Genomic DNA, 12,774 nt, shown 5'->3' on the forward strand with positions numbered 1-12,774 from the left:
GGGCCGTTTACCTCCCCACGCGGTCCAGCAGGCTGTACCAGGCCACGCCGGCCGCGATGTAGAAGCGCTGCAACCCGTGCAGCGGAAGGGGCTGAAGGGGCGTGACCGGGAATGGGCAGGCCGCCGCGCCGCCGCCCGCCACCAGGGCCGCCACGTGCTGGCCCAGGCTGGTGGCCATGGCGATGCCGCGCCCGTTGTAGCCCAGCGCCATGGTGATGCCCGGCGCGGGCTGGTGCAGGTGCGGCATGAAGTCGCGCGTGACGGCGATGCGCCCGGCCCAGCGGTACTCGTACTGCACGGGGCCGAGTTGCGGAAACATCAGCGCCAGCGCGCGCTCGAGGTGTGCGAAGTCCTGCGACCCCTGCGGGTCGGCGAAATGGCCACGCCCGCCCATCAGCAGTCGGCCCTGCGCGTCCTTGCGGAAGTACAGCAGCAGCCGCTGCGAGGTCGATCCCGTCTCGCCGCCGGGCAGGATGCTGGCGCCCGCCGGGCCCAGCGGCCGCGTGGCCACGATGAAGCTGTTGGCCGCGAGCACCGTGCGCGCCAGCCCTGGCCACAGGCCGTCGGTATAGCCGTTGGTGCCCAGCACCACCTGCTGCGCCTGCACGCGGTGGCTCCCGGTTGGTGTGGCCGTGGTGGCGATCCAGTGCGCGCCCTGGCGCTCCAGCGCCACCACGGGCGAGCCGCCGTGCACCTTCACGCCCAGGTCCTGGGCCGCGCGCACGAGGCCGCGCACGTAGGCCAGCGGCTGGATGCCACCCGCGCGCCCGTCGAGCCAGCCGCCCGCGAAGGCCGGCGTGCCGATGCGCGCGGCCGTGGCGGCGCGGTCGAGCATGTCCACGCGCACGCCGCGCCGCTCCCACTGCCGGGCGCGCGCGTGCATTCCATCCACGGCCTGCTGGGTGTAGCCCACCTGCAGCCAGCCCGCGCGCACCGGGGCGCAGTCGATGGCATGGCGCGCGATGAGGTCGTACACGAGGTCGGCCGAGCAAGAAACGGCATCGATCAGCGGCTCGGCGCGCTCGGCGCCGTACAGGCGCACGAGGTCGTCAGGGTCGTGCTTGAGCGTGGGGTTGACCTGCCCGCCGTTGCGGCCCGAGGCGCCCCAGCCGGGCTCGTGCGCGTCGAGCACGCACACGCGCGCGCCGCGCTCGGCCAGGTGCAGCGCGGCGGACAAGCCCGTGTAGCCCGCACCGACCACGAGCACGTCGGTGGAGAGCGAGGCGTCGAGCGCGGGCGTGGCGGGGGCCGCGGGCGCCGTGGCGGCCCACAGCGAGGGGGCGTCGGGGTGCGATGCGATGGCGCGGGCGCTCATGCCGCGCCTCCATCCGGCGCGCGCAGCACGCGGCGCAGGAAGTCCTGCGTGCGCGCATGGCGCGGCGCGCCGAGCACCTGCGCGGCAGGACCTTCCTCGACGATGCTGCCGCTGTGCAGGAAGCACACGCGGTCGGCCACCTCGCGCGCGAAGCCCATCTCGTGCGTCACCACGATCATCGTCATGCCCTCGTCGGCGAGCTGGCGCATCACGCCCAGCACGTCGCCCACGAGCTCGGGGTCGAGCGCCGAGGTGGGTTCGTCGAACAGCATGGCCTCGGGCTTCATGGCCAGCGCGCGCGCAATGGCCACGCGCTGCTGCTGGCCGCCCGAGAGCTGCGCGGGCCAGGCCTGGGCCTTGTCGGCCAGGCCTACCTTGCGCAGCAGCTCCAGCGCTTCGGCTCGGGCTTTCGCGGGCGATTCGCCCTTCACGTGCACGGGGCCTTCCATCACGTTCTCGATCACCGTGCGGTGCGGGAACAGGTTGAAGCGCTGGAACACCATGCCCATGCGGCTGCGCAGCGCATGAATGGAGGCCGCGCGGTTGTCCACGCGCTCGCCGAAGGCGCGCACCTCGCCGCCCTGGTACGACTCCAGGCCGTTGATGCAGCGCAGCACCGTGGACTTGCCCGAGCCCGAGGGGCCGATCAGGCACACGACTTCGCCGCGCTCCACGCGCAGGCTCACGCCCTGCAGCACGCGGTGCTCGCCGTAGGCCTTCTCCAGGCGGTCGATCTCGATCATGGCGCTTTCCTCCCCGCGCCGAAGCGGCGCTCCAGCCGCCGCAGGCCCCAGACCAGCGGCAGACTCATGGCCAGGTAGAGCAGGGCGACCAGCGTGTACACGGTCATGTTCTGGAAGGTGGACGAGGCGATGAGCTGGCCCGCGCGCGTCATCTCGGCCACGGTGATGGTGGAGACCAGCGACGAGTCCTTGAGCATCATCACCAGCGTGTTGCCATAGGGCGGCAGCGCGATGCGGAAGGCCTGGGGCAGGACCACTCGGCGCATCAGCAGCGCGGGCCGCATGCCCATGGCCAGCGCTGCCTCGCGCTGGCCGGGGTCCACGGCCTCGATGCCGGCGCGAAAGTTCTCGGCCTGGTAGGCCGAGTAGGCGATGCCCAGGCCGATCACGCCAGCCTGGAAGGCGGAGAGCTGGATGCCGATGTCGGGCAGCACGAAGTAGATGTAGAAGAGCTGCACGATGATGGGCAGCCCGCGGATCACGTTGATCACGGTGGAGGCGCATACCGAGACGGCGCGCACGGGCGAGAGCTTGCCGAGCGCGAGCACCAGCCCGATCACGCTGGACAGCAGGAACGACAGCACGGTGACCTGCACCGTGACCACCGCCCCCTGCAGCAGGATGGGCAGGAACTCGCGCGCATGCTGCAGGAAGGCTTGCATGGCGTACTACTGGATTCAGGCGAAGACGGCGCGGGCGGGGCTCAGATGCCCCATTTCTTGACGATGTTGGCCAAAGTGCCGTCGGCCTTGACCGCGGCGATGGCCTTGTTCAGGCGTTCGAGCGTGGCCGTGTCGCCTTTGCGCACCACGAGGCACACATCACCCACATTGGTGGACTTGTAGCCTTCGGCCAGCTTCACGCACTGGAAAGTGTTCTGGCGGATCTGGTAGGCGATGATGGGCTGATCGCCCAGGCCCGCCTTGATGCGGCCGAGCGCGAGGTCGCGCGTCATGTCGGCCACCGAGTCGTAGCTGCGCACCTCCTTGAAGATGCCCTTCTTCTGCAGCATGTCGATGAACACCGTGCCCACCTGGGCGCCGACGATCTCGCCCTTGAGGTCGTCGAGCGAGGCGTAGGCCTTGGCGTCGTCGGCCTTCACGATCAGGCCCTCGCCGTAGGAGTAGACGGGGTCGCTGAAATCCACCACCTGCTGGCGCGCGGGGGTCTTGAGCATGGCCGCCGAGACGATGTCGATCTTGTTGGCGGTGAGCGAGGGGATCAGCGCCGAGAACACGGTCTGCTGCACGTTGACCTGGAAGCCGCCCGCCTTGGCCACGGCCTGCACGGTGTCCACCATCATGCCCTGGATGCTGTTGGTCTTCACGTCGAGGAAGGTGAACGGAATGCCCGTGGCCGTGGCACCCACGTTGTAGGTGGCGGGCGCGCTGCCCTGCGCGGCGGCCAGCGTGACGGCGCCTGCGGCGCACAGGCCTAGTGCAATGCGGTGGAAGTGGCGGACGAAGCGGTGCATGGTGTGACTCCTGTGGCGAACGAGAGGGATGAGGACCGTCGTGGGCAGTCGCGGACACCGAACCGGCATCCGCCCCACGCCTGCAACATTGCAAGAACGGTGCCAATTATCGATTTCAATAAATCTTAGATAAATAGGTGCAAACCACTAAAAGATTTATATGAATCGATATGCGATATTTTCTGGTGAGAGAGCTATACTCCGTTGCATGAATACGCCGCAGCCGCCCGACGAAGACGCGAACCCTCTGTTCAACCAGTCGCTGGAGAAGGGGCTGGCCGTGCTCTGCGCCTTCAGCGCGCAGCGGCGCAGCATGACGCTGGCCGACGTGGCGGCGGCGGCGGGCATCAGCAAGAGCTCGGCGCAGCGCATGGTCTTCACGCTCGAGCAACTGGGCTTCGTGCGCAAGCACCCGCAGACGCGCCGCTACCAGCTCACGCCGCGCGTGATGCGCATCGGCTACAACTACCTCGCGGCCAACCCGCTGATCGACCTGGCCAACCCCTACCTCTCGGAACTCACCAACGTGACGACCGAGACCACTTGCCTTACCGAAGCCGACGGGTTGGAGATGGTGTACGTGGCGCGCTTCATCAGCGCGCAGTTCGTGCCGGTGCACATGCCCATCGGCAGCCGCATCCCCATGTACTGCACGGCCTCCGGGCGTGCCTGGCTCAGCGCGCTGCCCAACGAGGAGGCGCTGGCGCTGCTGCGCGCGAGCGAGCGCGCGGCCCACACCCGCCACACCATCACGGACGAGGTCGAGCTGCTGGCCGAACTGGACCAGGCGCGCCAGCGCGGCTATGCCATCAACCGCGAGGAGCTGTTCCTGGGCGACATGACGCTGGGCGCCCCCGTGATCGGCAGCCATGGCCGCCCCGTGGCGGCCGTGCACATCGTGGCTCCCACGAGCCGCTGGACGCCCGAGGAGGCCGAGAGCCGCCTGGGGCCGTCGCTGCTGGCCTGCGCGCGCTCGCTGAGCAACTCGGTGCGCGCCCTGGGCTGACGGCGTTCTTCGTTTCTCCATTCATTCCCCTTTCAAGGAGTCGCCCCATGGGCATCCAGGCCATTGCGCAGAGCGCCACCACGCAGGATTTGCAGGAGCAGGGCCCCGTTGCGGTGCCCCTGAGCACGCCGGCCTGCACCATCCGGGGGCTGGACGTGCGCATGCCGGGTCGGCCCGACTGCGACACGGGGCTGTGGGAGTGCTCTCCGGGGCGCTTCCGGCGCCAAGTGGCGTCGGGCGAGGTCATGCACATCCTTGCGGGCGCGGGCCGTTTCACGCCTGAGGCCGAGGGCGCGGCACCGTTGGAGTTCCGTGCGGGTGACACGCTTTTCTTCCCGCCCGACACGCGCGGTGTGTGGGAGATCCGCGAGACGGTGCGCAAGCTCTATGTGATGGTCTGACCAAGGGGCGCTCTCACACTCTCGCCTTCGTCGCCCCGAAACGAAGGGGAGCGGGCCTCCAGGGCGGCGGGGGAGGCGTGGAACGGCGCTTGCGGATATGCTCGCCCGCAGCCCCGCGCGATCGGGGCGCGATCATCACCATACGCACCACGAGATTCCCTGCCCACCATGATCGAAGCCACCCTCTGGCATCCTGTCGCGCCCTCGGAGGATGTCGTGCAGGCCCCGCTGGCCGCGCGCCTGCTGGAGCGCGACATCGTGCTCTGGCGCGATGGCGAGGGCCATGCGCAGGCCTTCGCGGACCAGTGCCCGCACCGGGGTGCGCGCCTGTCGCTCGGCCGCGTGCACGAGGGCCGGCTTGAATGTCCCTACCACGGCTGGCAGTTCGCCGCGAACGGCCAGTGTGTGCACGTGCCCGCGCTGCCGCATTTCACCCCGCCCGCCACGCACTGCGCCCACCGCCATGCCGTGCACGAAGCCCACGGCCTGGTGTGGGTGCGGCTCGAGGCCGGCGATGCCGCGCCGCCCCCCTTTGCCGCCGAGGACGATGCGCGCCTGCGCAAGCTCAACTGCGGCCCCTATGACGTGGCGGCGAGCGCGCCGCGCATCATCGAGAACTTCCTGGACATGTCGCACTTCGGCTTCGTGCACGAAGGCTGGCTGGGCACGCGCGAGGCCACGGCCATCGACGACTACCGCGTGGAGTCCCTGCCCACGGGCCTGCGCGCCACGGGCTGCAAGGCCTGGCAGCCCCAGTCCAACCTGCATTCGACCGCCCCGGCCCAGGTGGAGTACACCTATGAAGTCACGGCCCCCTATGCCGCGGTGCTGACCAAGGTGCCCGAGGCCGGCACCACCGCGGTACGGGATTGGCGCGAGGCGATCGCGCTGTTCATCTGCCCCGTGACGCCCGTGCGCAGCCGCGTCTGGTTCCGCCTGGCGGTGGCGGATTTCGAGTCGCCGGCGGAAAAGCTGCAGGCGTTCCAGCACACCATCTTCATGCAGGACCAGCCCGTGCTGGAGTCGCAGGTGCCCCGGTGCCTGCCGCTGGACCTGCGGGCGGAGTTGCATACCGCCACCGACAAGGCATCATCCTTCTACCGCCGCTTTCTGCGCCACAGCGGCATCACCTTTGGAGTCTGCTGATGTTTAAAGTGCCTCCCATCTCCACCGAACGCCTGCCCGAACTGCTGCGCGCCATGCCCAAGGCCGAGCTGCACATCCACATTGAGGGTTCGCTGGAGCCCGAACTCATCTTCGCGCTGGCGCAGCGCAACGAGCTGGCATTGCCCTATGACAGCGTGGATGCGCTGCGCAGCGCCTACGCGTTCACCAACCTGCAGAGCTTTCTGGACATCTACTACGCGGGCGCCAGCGTGCTGTTGCACGAGCAGGACTTCTACGACATGGCGCGCGCCTACCTGGGGCGCGCGGCGCGCGACAACGTGCTGCACGCCGAGATCTTCTTCGATCCCCAGACCCACACCGCGCGCGGCGTGGCCATGGAGACGGTCATCAACGGCCTGCACCGCGCCTGCCAGGACGCGCGCACCGAACTGGGCATCAGCGCGACCCTGATCCTGTGTTTCCTGCGCCACCTGAGCGAGGAGTCCGCGTTTGAAACGCTGGAACAGGCCATGCCGCTCATCGACAAGATCGTGGGCGTGGGGCTGGATTCCAGCGAGGTGGGCCACCCGCCCGAGAAGTTCGCGCGCGTGTTCGCACGCTGCCGTGAACTGGGCCTGCACCTGGTGGCGCATGCGGGCGAGGAGGGACCTCCCGCCTACATCTGGAGCGCGCTGGATGTGCTCAAGGTCGAGCGCATCGACCACGGCGTGCAGGCCGTGCACGATGCCGCGCTGATGCGGCGCCTGGCGCAGGACCGCATCGCCCTCACGGTGTGCCCGCTGTCCAACCAGAAGCTGTGCGTGTTCCCCAACCTCGCCGACCACAACCTGGGCCAGCTGCTGGACGCCGGCCTTGCGGCCACGGTCAATTCGGACGACCCGGCTTACTTTGGCGGCTACATCAATGAGAACTTCACGCAGGTGTTCGCGGCCGCGGGCCTGACCGCCCGCCATGCCTACCAGCTCGCGTTCAACAGCTTCGAAGCGAGTTTTGCCGGCAACGCCGACAAGCGCGTGTGGGAACACAAGCTCAAGGAAGCCTTCGAGCGGTGCGTGGAGCACGACTACTGAACGCAGGTGCACGCTCCCCGAGCGGCAGGCGGAGGCTGGCCATGCCGGCCCTTCGCGGGAGCCGCCGTTTTTGAGGGGATTTCGCTGCGCGGGGGTGCCGCGTGCGCCGGACCGTCGCACACGTTGCAGGTGAAATCCGGGTAAACCCTAGAATCATGGTTTCTGTAAGCATTTGTTGGCATCCACCGGATGCCCGCGTGCCCTGAAACGGCCCTGCGGGGCCCTAATTTTTTGTGCAGGCGTCTGCGCTGTTTCCTACCGGAGTGTTTTCCATGTTTCTCAATCAGTTGTCCATCGGCAAGCGCCTTACCCTGGTGCTCGGTGTGATCCTCGCGCTGTTCCTGGCGAGCAGCATCGTGGCGGTGGTCCGGCTGGGCCAGCTTGGCGCCGAGATCGACACCATGGTCAACGACAACGTCAAGACCGAACGGGCGGGCTCGGACTGGCTGCGCCACACCACGTCCGGGGTGCAGCGTGCCGCGGCCATCGCCAAGAGCAGCGATGCCAGCCTGATCCCGTACTTCGCGCCCGCCACGGCGGCTTCCATCCGCGACACCAATGAACTGCAGAAATTCATCGAGTCGAAAATGGACACGCCCGAGGAAAAGCAGCTGTTCACCAAGGTGGGCGAACTGCGCAAGAGCTATCTGGCCGCGCGGGAAGAGGTGAGCAAGTTCAAGCAGGCGGGTGACGCCGAGAACGCGAACAAGGTGTTCACCGAGCGCTTCGAGCCCACCTCGCGCAGCTACCTGGCCGGCGTGCAGGAAATGGTGGATGCCCAGCGCGCCCAGCTGGACGCCGCCGGCAAGCGCAGCGAAGAGCTGCGCGCGCAGACCACCTTGCTGCTGCAGCTGTGCACGGCCATCTCGCTGGTGCTCGGTGGGCTGCTGGCCTGGCTGCTGGCCACCAGCATCACGCGTCCTTTGCGCCACGCCGAGGCCATTGCCGAATCGATCGCCGACATGGACCTGACCGGTGCGCCGCAGGCCAGCTACGCCAACGACGAAACCGGCCGCCTGCTGCGGGCGCTGGACCTCATGCGCAGTGCGCTGCACGGCTCGCTGCAGCAGGTGCGTGGCGTGGTGGACAGCATCTCCACCGCCAGCACGCAGATCGCCATCGGCAACCAGGACCTGAGCGCGCGCACCGAGCAGACGGCCGCCAACCTCGAGGAAACGGCGAGCTCCATGGAAGAGCTCACCAGCACCGTGCGCCAGAGCGCCGAGTCCGCCGTGCAGGCCAACCAGATGGCCGCATCGGCCGCCCAGGTGGCGCAGCGCGGCGGCGAGGTCGTGGCCCAGGTGGTGAGCACCATGGACGCGATCAACGCCAGCAGCAAGAAGATCAGCGACATCATCGGCACAATCGACGGCATCGCCTTCCAGACCAACATCCTGGCGCTGAACGCGGCGGTGGAAGCCGCCCGTGCGGGCGAACAGGGCCGCGGCTTTGCCGTGGTGGCCAGCGAAGTGCGCAGCCTGGCGCAGCGCAGCGCCGAAGCGGCCAAGGAGATCAAGACCCTGATCGGCCAGTCGGTCGAGAAGGTGGAATCGGGCGCCGCGCTCGTGCAGAACGCGGGCAGCACCATGGACGAGATCGTGAGCTCCGTGCGCCGCGTGACCGACATCATCGGCGAGATCAGCGCCGCCGCGTCGGAGCAGAGCCAGGGTATCAGCCAGGTGAACGTGGCCGTGAACCAGCTGGACCAGATGACGCAGCAGAACGCCGCCCTGGTGGAGGAGTCCACCGCCGCCGCCGAGAGCCTCAAGGACCAGGCCGCACGCCTGGCGGACGTGGTGGGCGCGTTCCGCCTCGGCGCGCCGTCGAACACGCCGCGGCTGCGCTGAGGAAGCGCTGCGCCAGTGCGGACGCCCCCCGCTGGCTACAATACCGCCCTTGCAAAGGCTGCTGTCCCGGCAGCCTTTTGCTTTTTCTGTCATCGGGACCATGTAGAGGAACACCATGTACAAAAACCTCGCCACCGCACTGCGTGCGGCTTGTGTGAGTGCGCTCGCGGGCGCCGTTTTCATCTCCCCCGTTTTTTCCCAGACTGGCGCGGCCGCTCCCAGGGCGGCGCCCGCCGAACCCGTCAAGGCTGGTTTCGTCTACGTCTCGCCCATCACCGAGGCGGGCTGGACGCGCCAGCACGAAGAAGGGCGCAAGGCGGTGGAGGCCGCGCTGGGCAGCCAGGTCAGGACGACCTTCGTCGAGAACGTGGCCGAGGGGGCCGATGCCGAGCGCGTGATCCGCGACCTGGCCGCCACGGGCCACCAGATCATCTTCACGCCCAGCTTCGGCTACATGGAGCCCACGCTCAAGGTCGCGCAGGACTACCCGAACGTGAAGTTCGAATCCATCACCGGCTACAAGACGGCCGCCAACGTGGCCGTGGCCAATGCGCGCTACTACGAAGGGCGCTACCTGGCGGGCATCGCGGCGGGCCGCATGAGCAAGACCGGCGTGGCGGGCTACGTGGCGGGATTCCCGATCCCCGAGGTGCTGCAGGGCATCAACGCGTTCACGCTGGGCATGCGTTCGGTGAACCCCCAGGCCACCGTGAAGGTGGTGTGGATCAACGTGTGGTTCGACCCGCCCAGGGAGCGCGATGCGGCCATGGTGCTCTTCAACCAGGACGTGGATGTGATCGCCTTTCACACCGGATCCACGGCCGTGATGGTCGCCGCGCAGGAGCGCGGCAAGATGGCCGTGGCCTACCACTCGGACATGCGCCGCACCGGGCCCGATGCCCAGATCGTGGCCGTGACCCACCAGTGGGGCCCGTACTACACCGAGCGCGTGCACGCCGTGCAGAGCGGCACCTGGAAAAGCGCCGCCCTCTGGGGCGGGGTGCGCGAGGGCATGATCCGCGTGGGCGACTTTGGCTCCCGGGTGCCGGCGGCCGTGCAGCAGGAGGTGCTGGCCGCGCAGAAGGCCATTGGCGCGGGCAGGCTGCAGCCGTTTCGCGCGGGCAAGGCCCCGGTGCGGGACAACGAAGGGCACGAAGTGATCGCTGCGGGCCAGGCACTCTCCGATGCGCAGATCCTGCAGATGAACTGGCTGGTGGAAGGGGTGCAGGGCAAACTGGCGCGGTGATCCTGCCGTCTCGCCGGCGCGCGCTATAGCCACTATGGGGCGCGCCATATGCAAGCCGCCGTCCCTGCCGCTAAGCTTGCGCCATGCCTGTCTACCGATCCGCCCTCCTGCGCTTTGCCGATGACGGCACGGCCCTCTACGATGAAGACGGCCTGCTGGCCGTGGGCCCCGACGCCGGCGGCCGCCAGCGGGTGCTGGCGGCGGGCGGGTGGCAGGCCTTGTCGCACCGGTACGCCGGCGAGCCTGTCGTCCACCTGCCGGGGCGCATTCTGGCGCCGGGCTTCGTGGACATGCACATCCACTTTCCGCAGACCGATGTGATTGGTTCCCCCGCCGAAGGCCTGCTGCCCTGGCTGGAGAACTACACCTTTCCGCACGAGTCGCGTTTTGTCGATCCGGCCTACGGCGCCGAGGTGGCGGGCTTCTTCGTCGACGAGCTGCTGCGCAACGGCGTGACCACGGCGCTGGCGTTCGCCACCTCGCACCCCGCATCCGTGGATGCGCTGTTTGGGGAGGCGCAGCGCCGGCAGATGCGCCTGATCACCGGCAAGGTGCTGCAGGACCGCCACTCGCCCGACGGCGTGCGCGACGAGACAGAGCAGAGCCTGCTCGACACCGAGGCTCTGATCCAACGCTGGCACGGCGTGGACCGCCTGGGCTACGCGATCACGCCGCGGTTTGCGCCCACCAGCACGCATGAACAGCTGCGCGGCGCGGGCGAGCTGGCCGCGCGCTACCCGGATGTATGGATCCAGTCGCATGTGGCCGAGAACCGCGACGAGATCCGCTGGGCGCGCGAGCTGTTTCCGGATGCGCGCAGCTACCTGGCGGTGTATGACGGCTTTGGCCTGATGCGCGAGCGCGCGGTGTACGCCCATTGCATCCACTTCGACGACGACGACCGGGCGCTGATGCGCGACACCGGCACCGTGGCGGCCGTCAGCCCCACCAGCAACCTCTTTCTGGGCAGCGGCTTCTTCGACTACGCGGGCGCGGACCGCGTGGGCTTTGGCTACGGCCTGGCCAGCGATGTGGGCGGGGGCACCAGCTTCAGCCCGTTCCACACCATGCTGGCGGCCTACTATGTGGGCCGCGAAGGGCAGAGCAAGCAGGGCCTGAGTTTGTCGCCCCGGCAGCTGTGGTGGCGGCACACGGCGGGGGCCGCGAAGGCGCTGGGCCTGGCGGGCGTGGTGGGCAATCTGCAGCCGGGCTGCGAGGCCGATTTTGTGGTGCTGAACCCTGAGGCCACCCCCCTTTTGGCGCGCAAGACCCGCCAGGCGCGCAACCTGGATGAGCTTTTGTTTGCGCTGATCGTGCTCGGCGACGACCGGGTGGTGCAGGAAACAGTGATTTCTCAAGCAAAATACGGCTCTAGCGCTTGATATTCATGCGCTACCAGCTACGTATTTAATAGCGCCCGGCAGTCCACCACTGTGCGGGCCACAGCGCAGGGAGTTCTGCTATGAGCATCAAGAGCGACAAATGGATCCGCCGCATGGCGGCCGAGCACGGCATGATCGAGCCTTTCGAGCCAGGCCAGGTGCGCGAGGCCGAGGGCCGCAAGATCATCAGCTACGGAACCAGCAGCTATGGCTACGACATCCGCTGCGCGCCCGAATTCAAGGTGTTCACCAACATCCACAGCACCGTGGTGGACCCGAAGAACTTCGACGAGAAGAGCTTCGTGGACTTCCATGGCGACAGCTGCATCATCCCGCCCAACAGCTTCGCGCTGGCCCGCACGATGGAGTACTTCCGCATCCCGCGCAACGTGCTCACCATCTGCCTGGGCAAGAGCACCTATGCGCGCTGCGGCATCATCGTCAACGTGACCCCGTTCGAGCCCGAGTGGGAAGGCTACGTGACGCTGGAGTTCTCCAACACCACGCCGCTGCCCGCGCGCATCTACGCGGGCGAGGGCTGCGCGCAGGTGCTGTTCTTCGAGAGCGACAAGGACGACGTGTGCGAGGTGAGCTACCGCGACCGCGGGGGCAAGTACCAGGGCCAGGTGGGCGTGACCCTGCCCAAGGCCTGACATCGGCCGCCTGCGCGGCCGGCGGGCCGCCAGGGGCCGCGTCCTACAGCGCGTCAGCCCGTTGGCTGAAGTGCAAGCGCAGGTAAGGTTCTTAGCATCGTGTCATGCCACGCCGATGTCGCGGTGGGCAAGAAGGAGTCCTCCCATGCTGACCTTTGCTGCGCCGTTCACACCCGCCAAGGCCCGGGGTACGGGCCTTTCCCTGCACGCCGCCTGTGGCGCGGGCGACCTCGGGTTCGCGCCCTCGCAGCCGCACGGCGGGCCGCAGGCGCATTATTGGCCGTGCGAATCGCTCAATGCCTTCGTCCTCAAGATGGCGGCGGCGGGCCATTGCGTGAACACCGCGATGATGCTGGGACACCGGCCCTACGCGCTGGAACAGCTTGCCATGGCGCGCGCCGCGAACGACGGCGGCCTGAATGCATTGGCCGAGCGGCTCCAGGCCTATTTCGACGCGACCGCCCCGCAAGGCTGCGCCGTCGTGGCGGACATCGACGGGGCCTAGGTGG

At 68.3% G+C, this 12,774-nt stretch carries 13 protein-coding genes; 9 read left to right on the forward strand and 4 right to left on the reverse strand.

The window, feature by feature from the left end:
• Window positions 1–7 precede the first annotated feature (7 nt).
• From AC07OC_RS20685 to AC07OC_RS20700, 4 genes are read right to left on the reverse strand one after another with little or no spacing between them, the layout of a single operon-like run.
• Window positions 8–1,315: an NAD(P)/FAD-dependent oxidoreductase gene (locus AC07OC_RS20685; protein WP_218341459.1), complete on the reverse strand. Its 1,308-nt coding sequence runs from the start codon at window positions 1,313–1,315 to the stop codon at window positions 8–10.
• Window positions 1,312–2,058 carry an amino acid ABC transporter ATP-binding protein gene (locus AC07OC_RS20690; RefSeq protein ID WP_218341458.1) on the reverse strand — a complete coding sequence of 249 codons (747 nt, stop codon included), beginning with the start codon at window positions 2,056–2,058 and terminating at the stop codon, window positions 1,312–1,314. Before AC07OC_RS20690 ends, AC07OC_RS20685 begins: the two co-directional genes overlap by 4 nt.
• The gene (gene ehuD, locus AC07OC_RS20695; RefSeq protein ID WP_218341457.1) at window positions 2,055–2,720 is read right to left on the reverse strand and encodes an ectoine/hydroxyectoine ABC transporter permease subunit EhuD; all 666 of its coding nucleotides are present in this window, start codon (window positions 2,718–2,720) and stop codon (window positions 2,055–2,057) included. Before ehuD ends, AC07OC_RS20690 begins: the two co-directional genes overlap by 4 nt.
• A 41-nt stretch (window positions 2,721–2,761) precedes the next feature.
• Entirely contained in the window at window positions 2,762–3,532 is a 771-nt protein-coding gene (locus tag AC07OC_RS20700; RefSeq protein WP_494602084.1) for an ABC transporter substrate-binding protein, read from the reverse strand.
• 208 nt (window positions 3,533–3,740) lie between these two features.
• Here AC07OC_RS20700 and AC07OC_RS20705 point away from each other — a divergent pair, with 208 nt between their 5' ends.
• The 9 genes from AC07OC_RS20705 to AC07OC_RS20745 all read left to right on the forward strand — a co-directional run bounded on the left by AC07OC_RS20705 (window position 3,741) and on the right by AC07OC_RS20745 (window position 12,770).
• Window positions 3,741–4,538 carry an IclR family transcriptional regulator gene (locus tag AC07OC_RS20705; protein ID WP_494602086.1) on the forward strand — a complete coding sequence of 266 codons (798 nt, stop codon included), beginning with the start codon at window positions 3,741–3,743 and terminating at the stop codon, window positions 4,536–4,538.
• Between the two features lie 47 nt (window positions 4,539–4,585).
• The gene (locus AC07OC_RS20710) at window positions 4,586–4,939 is read left to right on the forward strand and encodes a cupin domain-containing protein (protein WP_218341454.1); all 354 of its coding nucleotides are present in this window, start codon (window positions 4,586–4,588) and stop codon (window positions 4,937–4,939) included.
• A gap of 168 nt (window positions 4,940–5,107) precedes the next feature.
• Entirely contained in the window at window positions 5,108–6,085 is a 978-nt protein-coding gene (locus tag AC07OC_RS20715) for an aromatic ring-hydroxylating dioxygenase subunit alpha (RefSeq protein WP_218341453.1), read from the forward strand.
• The gene (locus AC07OC_RS20720) at window positions 6,085–7,137 is read left to right on the forward strand and encodes an adenosine deaminase (RefSeq protein WP_218341452.1); all 1,053 of its coding nucleotides are present in this window, start codon (window positions 6,085–6,087) and stop codon (window positions 7,135–7,137) included. The genes AC07OC_RS20715 and AC07OC_RS20720 overlap by 1 nt, the downstream gene beginning before the upstream one ends.
• Window positions 7,138–7,409: 272 nt before the next feature.
• The gene (locus AC07OC_RS20725; protein ID WP_218341451.1) at window positions 7,410–8,984 is read left to right on the forward strand and encodes a methyl-accepting chemotaxis protein; all 1,575 of its coding nucleotides are present in this window, start codon (window positions 7,410–7,412) and stop codon (window positions 8,982–8,984) included.
• A gap of 115 nt (window positions 8,985–9,099) precedes the next feature.
• Complete coding sequence (locus AC07OC_RS20730) at window positions 9,100–10,230, forward strand: BMP family ABC transporter substrate-binding protein (RefSeq protein ID WP_218341450.1); 1,131 nt, start codon at window positions 9,100–9,102, stop codon at window positions 10,228–10,230.
• Window positions 10,231–10,313: 83 nt separating this feature from the next.
• Entirely contained in the window at window positions 10,314–11,612 is a 1,299-nt protein-coding gene (gene guaD / locus AC07OC_RS20735) for a guanine deaminase (RefSeq protein ID WP_218293630.1), read from the forward strand.
• Between the two features lie 80 nt (window positions 11,613–11,692).
• Window positions 11,693–12,265, forward strand: a complete 573-nt coding sequence (dcd, locus tag AC07OC_RS20740) for a dCTP deaminase (protein ID WP_056167817.1) — start codon at window positions 11,693–11,695, stop codon at window positions 12,263–12,265.
• A gap of 145 nt (window positions 12,266–12,410) precedes the next feature.
• Complete coding sequence (locus AC07OC_RS20745) at window positions 12,411–12,770, forward strand: hypothetical protein (protein ID WP_218293631.1); 360 nt, start codon at window positions 12,411–12,413, stop codon at window positions 12,768–12,770.
• Window positions 12,771–12,774: the final 4 nt, after the last annotated feature.

Source organism: Acidovorax sp. GW821-FHT10E04 (assembly GCF_059415185.1).